This is a genomic window from Corynebacterium uterequi (assembly GCF_001021065.1).
Lineage (GTDB): Bacteria > Actinomycetota > Actinomycetes > Mycobacteriales > Mycobacteriaceae > Corynebacterium > Corynebacterium uterequi.
The window spans coordinates 1,580,677-1,597,161 of record NZ_CP011546.1 but is presented as its reverse complement, the minus strand read 5'-3'; the positions used below and the strand labels follow the sequence as shown (position 1 = coordinate 1,597,161).

The 16,485-nt window shown below is 63.4% G+C and carries 16 protein-coding genes and 1 pseudogene; 14 read left to right on the top strand and 3 right to left on the bottom strand.

What is annotated here, in order from left to right; translation table 11 throughout:
- Positions 1-7 precede the first annotated feature (7 nt).
- From ctaF to CUTER_RS07365, 10 genes are all read left to right on the top strand, one after another.
- Positions 8-448 carry an aa3-type cytochrome oxidase subunit IV gene (ctaF, locus tag CUTER_RS07410; protein WP_047259902.1) on the top strand — a complete coding sequence of 147 codons (441 nt, stop codon included), beginning with the start codon at positions 8-10 and terminating at the stop codon, positions 446-448.
- Positions 449-904: 456 nt separating this feature from the next.
- Complete coding sequence (gene ctaE, locus CUTER_RS07405) at positions 905-1,522, top strand: aa3-type cytochrome oxidase subunit III (RefSeq protein ID WP_082121311.1); 618 nt, start codon at positions 905-907, stop codon at positions 1,520-1,522.
- Between the two features lie 33 nt (positions 1,523-1,555).
- Positions 1,556-2,443 carry a cytochrome bc1 complex diheme cytochrome c subunit gene (gene qcrC / locus CUTER_RS07400; protein WP_047259900.1) on the top strand — a complete coding sequence of 296 codons (888 nt, stop codon included), beginning with the start codon at positions 1,556-1,558 and terminating at the stop codon, positions 2,441-2,443.
- Positions 2,440-3,660 carry a cytochrome bc1 complex Rieske iron-sulfur subunit gene (gene qcrA / locus CUTER_RS07395; protein ID WP_047259899.1) on the top strand — a complete coding sequence of 407 codons (1,221 nt, stop codon included), beginning with the start codon at positions 2,440-2,442 and terminating at the stop codon, positions 3,658-3,660. Before qcrC ends, qcrA begins: the two co-directional genes overlap by 4 nt.
- On the top strand, positions 3,660-5,300 hold the full coding sequence (gene qcrB, locus CUTER_RS07390) for a cytochrome bc1 complex cytochrome b subunit (protein ID WP_047259898.1): 1,641 nt from the start codon (positions 3,660-3,662) through the stop codon (positions 5,298-5,300). Before qcrA ends, qcrB begins: the two co-directional genes overlap by 1 nt.
- Before the next feature lie 578 nt (positions 5,301-5,878).
- A complete protein-coding gene (locus tag CUTER_RS07385) occupies positions 5,879-6,472 on the top strand; it encodes a C40 family peptidase (protein WP_047259897.1) in 594 nt (197 codons plus the stop codon).
- A gap of 88 nt (positions 6,473-6,560) precedes the next feature.
- Positions 6,561-7,685 (top strand): glycosyltransferase family 4 protein, encoded by a 1,125-nt coding sequence (locus CUTER_RS07380; protein WP_047260683.1) that lies wholly within the window; start codon positions 6,561-6,563, stop codon positions 7,683-7,685.
- A 64-nt stretch (positions 7,686-7,749) separates the two neighbouring features.
- On the top strand, positions 7,750-8,697 hold the full coding sequence (locus tag CUTER_RS07375) for an ROK family protein (RefSeq protein WP_047259896.1): 948 nt from the start codon (positions 7,750-7,752) through the stop codon (positions 8,695-8,697).
- Between the two features lie 20 nt (positions 8,698-8,717).
- Complete coding sequence (locus tag CUTER_RS07370; protein WP_047259895.1) at positions 8,718-9,470, top strand: lysophospholipid acyltransferase family protein; 753 nt, start codon at positions 8,718-8,720, stop codon at positions 9,468-9,470.
- An 84-nt stretch (positions 9,471-9,554) separates the two neighbouring features.
- The gene (locus tag CUTER_RS07365; protein ID WP_052844069.1) at positions 9,555-10,700 is read left to right on the top strand and encodes an acyltransferase family protein; all 1,146 of its coding nucleotides are present in this window, start codon (positions 9,555-9,557) and stop codon (positions 10,698-10,700) included.
- A 191-nt stretch (positions 10,701-10,891) separates the two neighbouring features.
- Here the strand turns inward: CUTER_RS07365 and CUTER_RS11900 are convergent.
- Positions 10,892-11,713, bottom strand: a pseudogene (locus CUTER_RS11900) (glycosyltransferase 87 family protein); the annotation flags it as partial.
- Positions 11,714-11,776: 63 nt separating this feature from the next.
- On the opposite strand from CUTER_RS11900, the gene CUTER_RS07360 reads away from it, so the two are divergent.
- From CUTER_RS07360 to CUTER_RS07350, 3 genes are read left to right on the top strand one after another with little or no spacing between them, the layout of a single operon-like run.
- Positions 11,777-12,286 carry a polyadenylate-specific 3'-exoribonuclease AS gene (locus tag CUTER_RS07360; RefSeq protein WP_047260682.1) on the top strand — a complete coding sequence of 170 codons (510 nt, stop codon included), beginning with the start codon at positions 11,777-11,779 and terminating at the stop codon, positions 12,284-12,286.
- A 23-nt stretch (positions 12,287-12,309) separates the two neighbouring features.
- The gene (locus tag CUTER_RS07355; protein WP_047259893.1) at positions 12,310-13,698 is read left to right on the top strand and encodes a class II 3-deoxy-7-phosphoheptulonate synthase; all 1,389 of its coding nucleotides are present in this window, start codon (positions 12,310-12,312) and stop codon (positions 13,696-13,698) included.
- Positions 13,699-13,746: 48 nt separating this feature from the next.
- Positions 13,747-14,283: a DUF421 domain-containing protein gene (locus CUTER_RS07350; RefSeq protein WP_047259892.1), complete on the top strand. Its 537-nt coding sequence runs from the start codon at positions 13,747-13,749 to the stop codon at positions 14,281-14,283.
- Here the strand turns inward: CUTER_RS07350 and CUTER_RS07345 are convergent.
- Both CUTER_RS07345 and CUTER_RS07340 read right to left on the bottom strand, forming a co-directional pair.
- Positions 14,280-14,555, bottom strand: coding sequence for a hypothetical protein (locus tag CUTER_RS07345; RefSeq protein WP_047259891.1), 276 nt, complete (start codon positions 14,553-14,555; stop codon positions 14,280-14,282). The genes CUTER_RS07350 and CUTER_RS07345 overlap by 4 nt on opposite strands.
- Before the next feature lie 3 nt (positions 14,556-14,558).
- Positions 14,559-15,311, bottom strand: coding sequence for a spermidine synthase (locus CUTER_RS07340; RefSeq protein ID WP_047259890.1), 753 nt, complete (start codon positions 15,309-15,311; stop codon positions 14,559-14,561).
- A 272-nt stretch (positions 15,312-15,583) separates the two neighbouring features.
- Here CUTER_RS07340 and CUTER_RS07335 point away from each other — a divergent pair, with 272 nt between their 5' ends.
- Positions 15,584-16,477 (top strand): aldose epimerase family protein, encoded by an 894-nt coding sequence (locus tag CUTER_RS07335; protein ID WP_047259889.1) that lies wholly within the window; start codon positions 15,584-15,586, stop codon positions 16,475-16,477.
- Positions 16,478-16,485 lie beyond the last annotated feature (8 nt).

Sequence of the window (16,485 nt, the reverse complement as noted above, 5' to 3'; positions counted from 1 at the left end):
AAACGAAATGCGTGCTGGTGCGAAAATCATGTTCTTCCTGGCGCTGTTCCTGACTGTGTGCACTGTGGTGTACATCGTCTCGACGGCGTACGTTGAAGACGACGGTTACCTGATGGAAACCTTCGGCGTTGAGTGGGCCGGATCTGTGGCCATGGTCCTGGCGACCCTGCTGTGTCTCATGCTCGGCGGTTACCTGCAGTTCGTAGAAAGCCGGCAGGATCTCCTTCCGGAGGATTACGAGGAAGCGGAAATCGGCGACGCCGCCGGCGCTTATGGCTTCTTCTCGCCGAGCTCCATTTGGCCGTTCGCGATGTCGGTATCGATCGCGGTTCTCGGCTTCGGCATTATCTACATGTACTACTGGATGATCGCCCTGGGAGCGGTCATGCTGATCTGGGCAACCACCATGCTGTCGCTGCAGTACGGCCTGCCGAAGGAGAAGCACTAATATCGGCGTGAGCCGGTCCGGAGCGTGCACACACTTAGACTGAGACCCGGCGGTGAGTGATAAAACACTCACTGCCGGGTTTCGCCGTTGTCTGAGGCGAGGATGCCGGTGAAGGGGTCAACCGAAAGTATGCTCCAGCGAGAAATCGCCCCCAACACCTGTGACATAGGTCTCAAATCCACGCGCTGAAAAGCGGCTCGGCGCAACCTGGCAGTCGGGTAACATTGACCCGCGAATCGGCGCCGCTCTACCGCGCTCCCGGCGCAACGGCCAGACCTGCAGAAACCCTGCCCGTACCCTCCGTCGGTTCCCGGGCTTGGAAAGTTCCCGGAGGATGTCTAAAACTTTCGGTGGATGAGGGCGCCCGATAAAACTGCTGGTTGGGGCGTTTCTGGGCGCTGTTTCGCGGGGGTAGTCAAGGTGACTTTGGGGCTGTGAGCGTCCATACTGATACATGTGACGAGCGCAGTTTCTAACCAAGGTATGGCGACAGCAGCACGTGTCCCGGCCCTGAACCGCCCCAATGTGGTCAGTGTCGGCACCATCGTGTTCCTGGCGCAGGAATTGATGTTCTTCGCCGGACTGTTCGCGATGTACTTCACGTCGCGTGCGAACGGGCTCACCAGCGGGACCTGGGATGATCAGACCGCCCACCTCAACGTGGTCTACGGGTCGATCATCACCCTCATCCTGGTGGCGTCCTCCGTGACCTCGCAGTTCGGCGTCTTCTCCGCAGAAAGGGGTGACGTTTACGGTCTCCGCAAATGGTATGTGGTGACAATCCTTCTCGGTGTCGTATTCCTCGGCATGGTGGCCTTTGAGTACTACGAGATGATTCACCACGGTGTGACCATTCAGTCCTCGGTGTACGGCTCGGTGTTCTACATCATCACCGGGTTCCACATGGCCCACGTGCTGGCCGGCATTTTGAGCTTCGTGGTCATTATGTTGCGCATCGGCAAGTCGAAGTTCACGCCGGCCCAGGCGACCGCGGCCATGGCGGTGTCCTACTACTGGCACTTCGTGGACATCATTTGGCTTGGTGTGTTCACCATCCTGTACATCATCCAGTAAGTTTCTGAGAAATCGAAGACACAAGGGAATCCGATGGATAAGAATTCCAACTCCGCTTCCTCCGGGGCCTTAACCCCGGACGGCGCGAAGCAGTCCCGGCGCCGCCGCAAGCTTCGGAAGACCGCCGCCAGCGCCGCCGCACTGACCGTCGGCCTGACTGGTACCGGTGTTCTGGCCGCGGCCCTCACGCCGGATGCCCAGGTTGCCACCGCACAGCTAGAGGACCAAGCGCTCATCCAAGAGGGCAAGGACATCTACGATGTCGCCTGCATCACCTGCCACGGAGCCAACCTCCAGGGCGTTGAAGATCGTGGCCCCGCCCTCAACGGCGTGGGTGCCGGCTCGGTGTACTTCCAGGTTCACTCCGGCCGCATGCCGATGATGTCGAACGATGCCCAGGCGGAACGCAAGCGTCCCCGCTACACCGAGCAGCAGACGCTCGCCCTGGCGGCCTACGTGCAGTCCAACGGTGGCGGCCCGGGCCTCGTCACCAACGAGGACGGCTCCATCGCACTCGAAGAGCTGCGTGGCAAGGACTACGACGGCCAGATTCAGCCCGCGGACATCGCCCGCGGCTCGGAGCTGTTCCGCCTCAACTGTGCGTCGTGCCACAACTTCACCGGTCGTGGCGGTGCGCTGTCCTCCGGTAAGTACGCACCGGGTCTGGATCCTGCCAACGAGCAGGAGATCTACCAGGCCATGTTGACCGGTCCGCAGAACATGCCGAAGTTCTCCGATCGTCAGCTGTCGGCTGATGAGAAGAAGGACATCATCGCCTTCATCAAGGCCTCGAAGGAGACGCCGAGCCCGGGTGGTTGGGCGCTTGGTGGTCTTGGCCCGGTGTCTGAGGGCATCGCCATGTGGGCTGTCGGAATCACCGCCCTGCTGGGCGCTGCAATGTGGATTGGATCGCGCCAATGAGTAACGACCTGAAGAAGAACTACACCGAGCAGGAGCTCGCCGCCATGTCGCCGGCAGAGCTGGCCGCGCTGGGAACGGAATTGGACGACGTCACCGTCGCCTTCCGTAAGGAGCGCTTCCCGCTCGCCAACGACCCGGCAGAGAAGCGGGCTCAGGCAGGCATCATTGTGTGGCTGGCCGTGTCCATTCTTATGGCGCTCGGCTTCCTTGCGATTTACCTGTTCTGGCCGTGGCAGTACGTCCCGCTGGGGGCGGAGGGTAAGTTCCTCCACACGCTGTACACGCCGCTGCTGGGCCTGACCTCGGGCCTGGCGATCATCGGCCTGGGCGTCTCCATCGTCTTGTACGTCAAGAAGTTCATCCCCGAGGAGATCTCGGTCCAGCGCCGTCACGACGGCCCGTCGAGTGAGCTCGACCGCCGCACCACCACGGCGCTGCTCAACGACGCGTGGACCACCTCCACCTTGGGTCGCCGCAAGACCCTCATGGGCATGCTCGGCGGCGCCGGCGTCCTCTTCGGTCTCGTCGTCATCGCCCCGCTGGGTGGCATGATTAAGAATCCGTGGAAGAAGCACGAGCTCAACTACTTCGGTGATGGCACTCTGTGGACCTCCGGCTGGACCCTGCACGAGAAGGGCGTCAAGCTCTACCTCGGTCGTGACCTCGGCACCATCGCCGAGAAGCACGAAGGCGACACCGGCACGCACTTCACCACCCAGGGTCTGTCCCGCCTCGTGCGCATGCGCCCGGAGGATCTTTCTGCCGCCGGCATGGAGACCGTCTTCCCGCTGGCGGAATCGGATGTCAACGACGGTGATCGCTACAACCCCAACGCGGTTGTGTACGAAAACCACATGCACTCCATTCACGGTCCGCGTAACGCCGTCATGCTGATCCGCCTGCGCCCGGCCGACGCCGCTAAGGTCGTCGAGCGCGAGGGCCAGGAGGACTTCCACTTCGGCGACTACTACGCCTACTCCAAGATCTGCACTCACGTGGGTTGCCCGACCTCGCTCTACGAGGCGCAGACTCACCGAATCCTGTGCCCCTGCCACCAGTCTCAGTTCGACGCGCTCCAGTACGGCAAGCCGGTCTTCGGTCCCGCCGCCCGCGCGCTGCCGCAGCTGCCGATCACGGTGGACGAGGAAGGCTACCTCATCGCCGCGGGTAATTTCCATGAGCCCGTCGGCCCGGCATTCTGGGAGCGTAAGTCCTAATGAGCACCAAGACTAAAAACCACCTCGGCGAGGTCGCGAACAACGTCGACTCCCGCTACACCATCGCGGGCGTTCTGCGTCCGCAGCTGAACAAGGTGTTCCCGACGCACTGGTCCTTCATGCTGGGTGAGATTGCCCTCTACAGCTTCATCATCCTGCTGCTGACCGGTGTTTACCTGACCTTGTTCTTCGATCCGTCGATCACCAAGGTCATCTACGACGGCGCCTACCTGCCGCTTAACGGTGTCGAGATGTCTCGCGCCTACGAGACCGCGCTGAACCTCTCCTTCGAGGTCCGCGGCGGCCTCTTCGTCCGGCAGATGCACCACTGGGCAGCCCTGATGTTCATGATGGCGATGATCGCGCACATGCTGCGCATCTTCTTCACCGGCGCGTTCCGCCGCCCGCGTGAGGCCAACTGGATCATCGGCTGCACCCTTATTCTGCTCGGCATGGTCGAGGGCTTCCTCGGCTACTCCCTGCCCGACGAGCTGCTCTCCGGCACCGGCCTGCGCATCATGTCCGCCATCATTGTGGGTATGCCGATCATTGGCACCTGGATGCACTGGGCCATTTTCGGTGGGGACTTCCCGTCGGACCTCATGCTCGACCGCTTCTACATCCTCCACGTGCTTGTTATCCCGGGCATTATCTTGGCGCTCATCGCGGCTCACCTGCTGCTGGTGTGGTACCAGAAGCACACCCAGTTCCCGGGTCCGGGGCGCGCCGAGAACAACGTGGTGGGCGTGCGTATCATGCCGGTGTTCGCCACGAAGGCGATCGGCATGGGCATGATGACCGCTGGTGTGCTGGCGCTGATGGCCGGTCTGTTCTCGATCAACCAGATTTGGAACTTCGGTCCTTATAATCCTTCGCACGTGTCCGCCGGCTCGCAGCCTGACGTGTACATGTTGTGGACGGATGGCCTGGCCCGTGTCATGCCGGCGTGGGAGATCTACATCGGCAACTACACCATCCCCGGCGTGTTCTGGGTGGCTATGGTCGCCATGGTGATGGTTGGCCTGCTCATGGCTTACCCGTGGATTGAGAAGGCGGCGACGGGCGACGACGCGCACCACAACCTGCTGCAGCGTCCGCGCGACGTTCCGGCCCGCTCCGGTCTCGGCGCCATGGCTATTACCTTCTTCATGCTGCAGACGATCTCGGGTGGTAACGACCACATCGCCCACTTCTTCGAGATCTCGCTGAACGCCATGACCTGGGTTGGCCGCATTGGCTCCGTGATCTTGCCGCCGCTGGCCTACTTCATCACCTACCGGATCTGTGTTTCCCTGCAGCGCAGCGACCGCGAGGTCCTGGAGCACGGCATCGAGACCGGTCACATCCGGATGCTGCCGAATGGTGCCTTCGTTGAGGTGCACCAGCCGCTGGGTGGCGTCGACGAGCATGGCCACGCCATTCCGTTGGAGTACGCGGGCGCGAAGGTGCCGAAGCAGCTCAACGAGCTGGGTTACGCGGACTCGACTAACCACGGTGGTGCGTTCTCTTCCGACCCGGCCGAGATCGTCCGCAAGAAGAATCAGATCGCGGCCGAGAACGCGCACGAGGAGCACCAGATGTTCGAGAACCTCAACCGCGTCAACCGTGACGCTGACCGCGAGAGGGGTCTCGACTCCTAGTTGAAATCCCGTCGGTGAGGCACGCGCTCGGCCTCGCTGACGCGGCTCGGACGCCGTCGCGTCACAACCCCCACCCTGTCGAAGGGTGGGGGTTTGGTTCTGGGCTCGGTGGGCGGGGTTCTTTGAGCGTGAACTAGGAGATGTGTTCAAGATCACACAGCCTGAGAAACATGGTCAGCAGCTCCCAGGATGGAGAGCGGCGACTCGCTTCGATAGATAATCAGCCGTTCATAGTGGCAGGTAGAACAGTGGCTGGCGGGGGAGGATGGCGCGGGGGAGGGAGGCCTGCCGGCGCGCGTCGGACGCCTCAAGCTTTGGTCACCGTTTGATAACGAGGCGATAACGACTCAATGGCTAGACAGGGAGCGTGACCGTTTTGTAACCTGATTGAGACAAAGCGGATAGCCACATCGGCCCGCAGCTCGAACTGAAGACCATTGAACGTTGATCCTCCGTTGGCGCCAGCCACGAGGGTGCCGGGATTCGATGGATAACCGAAGACCGGACGAAGCCTCGCTGAGGGCAGTATCCCGCAGCTGGCACGAACACACAAGATTTGGAGAATTCACATCGTGGCTATGAACAAGATCGCCCGTCGCGCCGCCGCCGCCACCGCCGCTTTTGCCGCAGCATCCACCCTTACCCCGGCCGTCGCCAGCGCCGACACGATCGATGAGCTCATCGGCATGAGCTCCGCCAGCAACTTCTTCGGCGGCGACGTCGTCGAGGAGATGTCCTCCGCGGCTGGCTTCGAGGCCGGAGTCCTGCCGGTGGCTGACGTTGCTGCCTCCGCGAACCAGATTCACACGCCGAAGGTCTCTGCGCCTGCAGCTGGCCAGCAGGTTGTCTCTGCCGCCCGCTCCCGCATCGGTTCCCCGTACGTGTGGGGCGCCGCCGGCCCGAACGCTTTCGATTGCTCCGGCCTGACCAGCTGGGCCTACGCACAGGCTGGCAAGACCATCCCGCGTACCTCCCAGGCGCAGGCCGCCCAGGGCCAGCGCGTCTCGCTCGACGCCCTGCAGCCCGGCGACATCGTGGTCTACTACGCCGGCGCTTCCCACGTGGGCATCTACGTGGGCAGTGGCCGGATCATCGACGCCATGAACCAGGGCGTGCCGGTCCAGGAACGCGACCTGCACTACATGCCGGCTCAGTACGGCGTCCGCTTCTAAGCATTCGCCGTTTACTAACGCCGCCTTATTCCCACATCTCGTGGTGCTAGGCGGCGTTTTGTTATGCCAGCAACTACTGTCAGTGACCATGACGACCTTGCTGGTAACCAATGATTTCCCGCCGACTGTCGGCGGCATCCAGTCGTACCTCCACGACTTTGTTGCCACCCAAGACCCTTCGGCGATGGTAGTCTTCGCCTCCACTCAGGACCCTCAGGCAGCGCGGGAATTGGACGCCGGCGCGCCCTATCGAACGGTGCGCTGGCCGCGGTCGATCATGCTACCCACCCCCGCCACCGCGGAGGCTATGAGCTGGGTTATCCGCGAGTGTGAGATCGACACCGTGTGGTTTGGCGCCTCAGCGCCCCTGGGGCTCATGGCATCCGCCGCCCGCCGTGCTGGCGCACAGCGCATCGTCGTCTCCACCCACGGGCACGAAGTTGGTTGGGCAAAGACTCTGCCCGGGCGCGCAGCGCTGCGACGTATCGGGAACTCCGCGGACGTGGTGACCTACATCAGTGATTACACGCAATCTCGGTTGGCTGGCGCATTCGGTAGTCGGCCGAAAGCGGTGCGCCTTCCCTCGGGCGTGGATACGGATTTCTTCTCCCCGGCTAGCCCGGAACAGCGTCACCTCACCAGGCAAGCTTGGGGATGGGGTGATCGGCCAGTCATCACGTGTGTGTCCCGCCTCGTCGCGCGAAAGGGCCAAGATCGGCTCATCGACGCCCTTCCGGAGATTCGCGTAGCCCACCCGGGTGCGGTGTTGGTCATCGTCGGTTCCGGCCCGGCCGAGGCCGAACTCAAACGCCGGGCGGGCGACGGCGTCGTCTTTGCCGCCGAGCTGCCCAGGGCTGCTATGCGGGATGTGGTCGCGGCCTCTGACGTCATGGCGATGCCGGCACGGACGCGTCTGGGAGGCTTCGACGTCGAGGGTCTCGGAATCGTCTACCTGGAGGCGCAGGCCTGCGGCGTGCCTGTCGTGGCCGGGGATTCGGGCGGCGCCCCAGAGGCCGTGGGACCCGGGGCCGGCGTTGTTGTCGATGGTCGTGACCGTCGCGCAATCGCGAAGGAGATCATCAGCTACCTCGACGACGCAGCCCGACGTGCGGAGGCGGGGCGTAGGGGTCGGCAGTTTGTGCAAGAAAACCACAGTTGGAAGGTGTTGGGAGAGCGGTTGAGTGATGCGCTCCAGTCGGGCGGCACTATCTAGGTGTTGGTGAACGACGGGTATAAAGTTGAAACTTGTCATAAATCCGCCCACCCCAGGGAGTGCCATGTCAGATGTGACCATCGGCTTCGACATCGGAGGGACGAACCTGCGCGCTGGCGTCGTCGATAGCTCCGGGCGTGTGCTCGCCACCCTGAGCCAACGCACGCCGCGTCATGCCGAGTCGGCCGAGCGGGTCATCGTTGATATGGTCGCCCGGTTGCGCGCCGAGTATGACGTGTCGGGCGTCGGCCTGGCCGTCGCCGGCTTCTTGGATCCTGAATGCGAGCGGATCCGTTTCGCGCCCCACCTGCCGTGGCGCGACGCCCCGCTGCGGGCGACGCTTGAGTCGCGTCTCAACCTCCCCGTGGTGCTGGAGCACGACGCGAACTCCGCCGCGTGGGGCGAGTACCGGTTTGGCGCCGCCCAGGGGGCACACACGTGGGTGTTCTTCGCGGTGGGTACCGGAATCGGCGCCACCCTCATGGTGGATGGCACCATCTACCGGGGAGCTTTCGGTACCGCCCCCGAATTTGGTCACCTGTCTGTGGTCCATGGGGAGCATGCCCGCAAGTGCTCCTGTGGCAAGTCCGGTTGCCTGGAACGCTATGCCTCGGGGACTGCGCTCGTCGACACCGCCCGGGACCTCGCCGGCAAATACCCCATGACGACGCTGGCGGACGACCTAGGCACTGGGCTGGACGTCACGGGCCACGACGTAGTGTTGGCAGCCCGGGAGGGCGACGCCCTCGGATTGGCGGTCCTGCGGGATTTTGGCGGCTGGATGGGGCTAGGCCTGACCTTCGTGGCAGACATCCTCGATCCCGAGTTGATCGTTGTGGGGGGCGGGGTAGCCACGGACGCGGATCTCTTCCTCGATCGGGCGCGCACCACAATGTCCGACTCGATGGTGGGCAGTGGCTACCGCCCGATACCCAGAGTGGAATGCGCCGAATTGGGAGGGCAGGCCGGTATAATCGGCGTGGCAGATATCGCCAGAGAACTATATTCCTAACCCCGAATCGAGGCCCGGACATGAAGAATAAGTGGTATTCCCTTTTCAAGGCCATCCTGGGCCCCGGGCTCCGCGTCTATAACCGGCCGACCATCGAGGGCGCGGAACACATCCCCGCTGAGGGCGCGGCTATTTTGGCGTCGAACCACCAGGCGGTCATGGACTCCTTCTACCTGCCGCTCATGGTGAGCCGGCAGCTCACCTTCCCCGCCAAGAGCGAGTACTTCACCACTCCGGGCTTGGTGGGCCGGTTCCAGAAGTTCTTCTTCACCGCCGTCGGCCAGATTCCCATGTACCGAAACTCGGAGGATGCCGGCGCGGACCTCCTCAAAGCGGCCCATAGCGTCCTGGACCAGGGAGAGCTCTTTGGCATTTACCCGGAAGGGACCCGCTCCCCGGACGGCCGGTTGTACCGCGGACGTACCGGCATGGCCCGCGTAGCCATGGACACGGGGCACGATGTCATCCCGGTGGCCATGATTAACACTCGGGCGGCCAACCCCATCGGCTCATGGATTCCGCGCCCGGCGAAGGTGGGCATCAAGATCGGCGAGCCCATCAACCCCCACCAGTGGGCGGCGGAGAACGGCTTTGACCCCACCTCTCGGGAGGTGATGCGCCCCTTCACTGACTACTTCATGCGCACCATGGCCAAGCTATCCGGCCAGCCCTACGTTGACGTGTATGCCACGGAAGTAAAGTCGGCGCTGGCTGCGGGGGAGGGCTACCCGGAGGGCACCGAACCCGGGGGATCCGCGGAGCAGACGTTCTAGCACCTGTTAGCAGCATTCTCCCAGCATCGATTATGGTGAGAATGTTGTGCTTCTTAGCTCGGGGCTGACTAGATAGGAACGATAGTGGGTGCTACGTCGAGACGTCTGCCATGGCCGGACGTTGCCAAGGGACTGTCCATCCTCGGCGTTATCGTCCTTCACGTCACCCTGGAAGTTCCAGGCGGCATGGACACGCCGCTCGCGGTGGCCAACGCGGCGCTTGATCCCATCCGTATGCCGCTGTTTTTCCTCATCTCGGGATTCTTCGCTCCGAAGATCTTCCATTTCACCTTCCGAGAGTTGTTCCTCAAGCGCCTGTGGTTCTTGCTGGTCCCTTACCTGATCTGGGTGCCGATAGAGCAGTACCTAAAGGGCGTAGAGCGGGGACTCATTCTCGGTGAACCGATGCCGGTCTTTGTCACCTATGTGCGGAACATGGCCATCGGAGTGAACATGGCCTGGTTTCTCTACGCCCTGGTTACCTTCAACATCGCACTGTGGCTGACCCGACGGCTGCCCCCGTTGGTGGCGATGGCGATGAGTTTCACCCCGATCCTGGCCCTGTCGCTGCACCAGGAATACCACATGGTCGGCAAGGCCATCTTGTATCTTCCGCTGTTTTTCATGGGTGCTCACCTCAAGCCCGTCATTGCCACCTACACCCAGCGTTGCCTGGAACCACTGTTTCTCACAGCGACCGTTGCACTCTACGGACTCGGCCTGGTGGCGGTGATGGTGTGGCGCCACCTCATTGCCAGCGGGCCCATCGTCATCCCGTGGTACGGCCCCGGAATGGAGACGATGGGCGTGCCGGAGATCGAACTTCTCGTCCGGCTTTCGGCCCACCTGCTCATGATTGGTGCCGGGCTCACCGGGGCGGTGTTGCTGTCCAAGGTTCCCGTGGTGTCTCCCCTTCTCCAGGCGATTGGGCGCCACACGCTTCCGCTGTACCTTGGGCATCCCATCGCCCTTACCTTGCTCTATCACATCCCGGTCTTCCGTTTTGAGATCCTCATCTCCCCGGAGGCTGAAGCCTGGACCCAGGCAACGGAAACGTGGGTAGCCATCGGCCTGGGCATCTGCTTGCTCGGCGGGGCGGTGTTCTACGCCATATCCCGAATTCCGGTCTTGGGCTGGTGCCTCGCGCCGCCGTCGCTTATCCGACGGGAGAAGAACTCCGGCCCGCACGCGGCCGCAAGGACGACGATCCCGGCTGCCAGTAACACGTAAGCGTTGCCGATCACGTCGGCCCACCACGGCCACTGCATCTCGAATCCGCTGCCGTGCGGGAGCAGCCGATGCGGGGCGATGAGCGACGCCGCGGCGACGAGTGCCGCCACCCCCGCGCTATTGGGCAACCAGGCGAGCGCTACGACGATAAGCCACACCCAGTGATGCGACCAGGACACGGGCGAACACAGCAGTGCGATCACGCTCACGAGGGCACACACCATGAGGGGATCGGCTCGCCAGCGCCAAGCCGCGGCGATGACGCCGGCGATGACCACTACGCACCCTGCCTCCCAAAGACCCGGCAGTTCAATAGCTAGCCTTTCGAGCACTCCGCTGAGCGATTGGTTAGTGGCATAGCTCAGACCACCGATGCGTCCGGGGTCGCCCAATGCCTCGGTGAGGTAAGTCAGCGTAGATGTGGGGGCGAGTGCGCCCGCAACAAGCGTCGCCGCGACGGCGGACGCCACCATTGTGCCGGCCGCGCGCCACCGTCGCTGCACGAGCAGCGCCACGATAAAGACCGCCGGCGTGAGCTTGATCGCCGCGGCGACACCAGCCAACGCTCCGTGCCAACGAGACGTTCGCAGACACAGCAGGTCGGTAACGACTAGGGCCATGAGGATGAGATTGACCTGCCCGAAGGAGATCGTGTCCCGCACCGGCTCGAGAACACAGGCGAGGGCGAACACCCACGATGTCAGACGCGCGCGTCGGCCGACGGCGACGTAGATCACCCACCACAAGCAACCGAGCGAGGCGGCCGACAACAGCAGCCCACCGAGCCAGAGCGGCGCCACGGCCAAGGGGGTGAACACCAGGGCCGCGAACGGTGGGTAGGTAAAGGGCAAGGTAGCGGAGTCGACGGAATAGAGCTGGGTGTAGAGATCCTCGCCGGCGAGGAAGGCCTGCGCACCCTGGCGGTACACGTCGGTATCGAGGTGGTAGCTGCTGAAAAGCCACGGCGACAGTGCCACTAAACCGATGACGATGGGAACAATGAGGGTCACCATGAATACCGTAGCGGCTCACGCGATATGCTTGGCCTCGATCTCACCCCGGCGGAGAGGACCGACGTGCGTTACTTCTACGACACCGAATTCATTGAGGACGGCTCGACGATCGATCTCGTGTCCATTGGCATCGTCGCTGAGGACGGTCGTGAGTACTACGCTGTGTCGACGGATTTCGACGCCGCCAAGGCGGGCCCGTGGGTGCGTGACAACGTGCTCGGAAAGCTACCTAGCCCCAACGATCCGGCGTGGAAGTCCACGGACACCATCCGCACCGAGGTGCTCGGCTTTCTCACCGCTGGCGCCGGGCAGGTGGACCTGTGGGCCTGGGTGGGGGCCTACGACCACATTGTGCTCGCCCAGATCTTCGGCGATATGACGGCCCTTCCTCGCCAGCTGCCTCGCTACACCAACGAGCTCAAGCAGTACTGGCACATGGCTGGTAAACCTAAGCTCCCGAGCGCTCCGCGAGGCAATCACGACGCCCTTGTGGACGCCCGTTTCAATGCGGAGAAGTTTCGTATTATCGCCGAAATCCTGCCTTTGGACAGGGGGAATAGGGTAGCTCGCTAACCCCCCGTGATAGAAAAGGGGGTATGAGTTGGACGATCGATATTCCGAAGAATGTACTCCCGGATCTCCCCCCGTTGCCTGGTGAGATGAACGAACGCTGGCAGGATGTGCTCGCCCGCGACGCCAAGCAACAGCCAACGTGGGATCTAGTTAAGGCAGAAAACGTCCGCAAGATTCTCGAATCGGTTCCCCCCATCGTGGTGGCGCCGGAAATTCGGAATCTTAAGAAGCAGCTGGCGTCCGTCGCCAACGGGGAGGCCTTCCTGCTCCAAGGCGGTGACTGCGCCGAAACCTTCGAATCGAACACGGAACCGCACATCCGCGCAAACATCAGAACCTTGCTGCAGATGGCCGTCGTGCTCACCTACGGTGCGTCGACCCCGGTCGTTAAGCTAGCCCGCATCGCTGGGCAGTACGCTAAGCCGCGGTCATCGGACCTTGACTCCCAGGGTCTGCCCAATTACCGCGGTGACATCGTCAACGGTGTGGACCCGACTCCGGAAGCCCGAGCGCACGATCCCGCCCGAATGATCCGCGCCTACGCTAATGCCGGCGCTGCCATGAACCTGGTTCGGGCGCTGACTGGGTCTGGGACGGCAGACTTGTACCGGTTGCACGAGTGGAACCGGGAGTTCGTCGCGAATTCCCCGGCCGGGGCCCGGTACCAGGCCCTGGCCAACGAGATTTCCTCCGGCCTAAAGTTCATGGAGGCGTGTGGCGTTCACGACGAGTCCCTCCGCCAGGCCGACGTGTTCGCCTCCCACGAGGCGCTGCTCGTCGACTACGAGCGCGCGCTGCTGCGCCTGCACGAAGACGAAGACGGTGTCACCCGGCTGTACGATCTCTCCGCCCACCAGCTGTGGATCGGTGAGCGCACCCGCGGCCTGGAGGACTTCCATGTCAACTTCGCCGCGATGATCGCTAACCCCATCGGCTTGAAGATCGGCCCGACCGTCACGCCGGACGAGGCGGTCGCCTACGCCGAGCGCCTCGACCCTGAGCGGGAGCCGGGCCGGCTGACGATGGTGGCGCGCATGGGGTACGACAAGGTTCGGGAAGTGCTGCCGCCGGTCATTGAGGCGGTGGAGGCCGCCGGTCACCGGGTTATCTGGCAATCCGATCCCATGCACGGCAACACCGTGACGGCGTCGAACGGCTACAAGACGCGGCACTTCGACAAGGTGATTGACGAGGTTCAGGGCTTCTTCGAGGTCCATCGCGCCCTGGGGACCCACCCGGGCGGGGTGCACATCGAGCTCACCGGCGAGGACGTCACGGAGTGCCTCGGCGGCGCCATGGACATCACGGACGTCGACCTGCCGGGCCGGTACGAGTCCGCCTGCGACCCGCGCCTGAACACCCAGCAATCGCTGGAGCTGGCGTTCCTCGTCGCGGAGATGCTGCGCAATTAGCCTGCTGTTGGCTCCGTCTTCACCTCGGGGCCGCCTAGCATAAGGCGCATGGAAGAGATTCTCTACTACCTGGGCATGCCGCCGATGGCGGCGGTCGGTGTCGTCATCTCGACGATTGCCATGTATGCCGTCTTCATCGTCATGAGCCGGCTGCTCGGCCAGCGGGTGCTGGCGAAGCTGTCCGGCTATGACCTGCTCATCGTCATCGTCATGGGCGCGCTTATCGGGCGCACCATGATCGGCTGGGTGCCGACGTTGGCGTCGGGACTGTTGGCGCTGTGTACCCTCATCGTGCTGGAAGTCATCGTCGGCACGATTGCTCGGCGCGGACGGTTCGCCGCCGTCGTCAACAACCCGCCCATTCTGCTGCTCGCCCACGGGGAGTACATCGAGCGCGAACTGCAGCGGTGTCATATCACCGAAGGCGAGATTCGATCGCGGCTGCGTCGTGCAGGTATCGGCAGCCGGAGCGAGGTGGCCGCCGTGATCCTCGAACCCACTGGTGACCTGTCAGTGCTCAAGGAGGGCGTGCCCATCGACGAGGAGATGCTCATCGGCGTGCGCTCCGCCCAGTATTTGCGCTAGGCGTTATTCGTCTGGCCGGTCAAGGGCACACTACGGTGAATAGCCCGGTAGGTCCGTAGCCCGAGGAACAGCCAGCAGGCGACGGCCACCGCCGCAAACCCGGCGGCGACCCATTCACCCATCAGCGCGGAGGACCCGGTCGCGCAGGCGAAGGCCAACAGGTTGGCCACGACGTCGTATACGGGGGCGAGGAAGCGACGGTTGATGACATGGGCGGCGGCGATGAAAACGCCGCAGCCGAAGGTGGTTGCGAGCAGAACACTGACGAGCATGGTCTAGCAGTCTACGCCGACGCAGCGCAGTCCCAGTTCGCCAAGCGCCGCGACGAGCGCTGTCAGTGGTCGGTCGGACGCGGCGACAACCGTGTTGCCGTAGGTGAAATCTCGGGGAACGAACGCCGCGACGTGCGTGAAAGAACTGCTGGCCGCGGTGAGTTCGGCGTGGACGCTGCTGAGCTCTGCCCGATCTCCGACGTTGGCAAGATAGAGCCCGCCCGGACGCAGAGCACGGCTCGCGGCGCGATAAAAGCCGGGTGCGCTCAGCGCGGCTGGGGTCGTATTGCCGAAGAAGACGTCGCGGATGATGGCGTCGGTCGCGCCGGGGGAGAGGGCGTGGGTGAGTTTTCGGGCTTCGACGGCGACGATGTCGACCCTCGGCGGTGGGGGAATGTCGAAGACGTCGCGGACCAGTCGGCCGAGTGCCCCGTCGAGCTCAGCGACGAGGTTGTGCGAGCGCGGCCAGACGTCGGCGACGAAGCGGGGCAGGGCGCAGCCGGCACCGCCAAGATGAACGACGTCGGGTGCCGCGTCCTCCGGAATCCAGCAGCGTAGGGCAGTGGCGATCCACCGCATGTAGTCAAAGTCGAGGACTCGGGGAGCGTCGATGACGAGTTGTGTAGAGGGGACGGAGTTGACTTCGAGGAGGTAGGCGCCATCGCGTTCCGGGAGTGCCACGATGGTGGCGGTTCCGGTGTCTATGGGATAGCTGCCCTCGATCCGCCGCTTCGGGGCGCGGGGTTTGCGGGGCACGTCGGGCGAGCGTTCCTTCCCATGGCGTTGGCTGATGACTATGAGAGCAACTGTATCCAGCCCGGTCGATGGGCTAGGGAGGGGGTGCCACTAGCCCCGACTGGGGGCTAGTGATGAGCCATTGTTTTCCGGCGATAAGTCTGTTACCTGCGAAAAGTAGTTCACCCTCGGCGTGGTGTGAGAAAATGTGCGAAACATCTAGGGGAAGACCGGCCAGGCCGATATGCTGGCTTTTAACAGCTTAGACCCTGCTTCCTCCAAGGCTGGTGCACATGTCATCTCTCACTCTCACCGCTGGCGACTACCGGGCAGAGATTTCCGCCCTCGGTGGTGGCGTGCGGGCCTTCTACCATCGAGACCAACCGTTGGTCACGGAGTATCCCGTGGGTGGTGCACCTATCCACTCTGGCGGGATCTGGCTGGCACCGTGGCCGAACCGAACCGCGGACGGCCGCTACATCCATCGGGGCGAGCTCTACCACCTGGACCTGACCGAGCCGGAGCGCGACAACGCGATCCACGGCTTCGTTGGAAACCAGGCCTGGGAAAGCGAACACAATGGAACATCTCTCACGCTGACCCTCTCCGACACTCCTCATAATGGTTACCCCTGGCCGCTGGACCATTCGGTCACCTGGCGGTTGGACGCCGAGGATGGGCTCAGCGCCACGTACACAGTCATCAACCGAGCCGAGGATCCGGCGCCCTTCGGGTTGGGCTTCCATCCCTACCTGCGGGCTGGCACCGAAGCTCTGGACAACTGCGAGCTCCGGCTCGACGTCGACGCTGTACTTCCACTCGATCCGGGCCGTAACCTTCCGGCCGGCCCCCTGAGCACCCCGGCGGAGGCCGGCGTCCCTGACTTCCATTCGTCGGCTCCGATGCGTGATGTGTGGTTGGACCACGCGGTGCGCATCGGTGCGGCCGGATTCGACGCCGAACTCCGCCCCACCAACGGAGGCACCGGGGTTCGCCTTCGTGCCGATGGTTCCTTCACGTGGGCACAGATCTACACCGACCCGGACTCGCCGGGTATCGGCCGGGTCGTCGCCGTGGAACCCATGACCTGCCCGCCGGACGCGCTGCGGTCCGGAACCGACCTCATCATTCTTGAGCCTGGCGAACGCCGGGACTTCCATCTCACCCTTTCTATCCTTTCCCTTTAAGGAGGCAT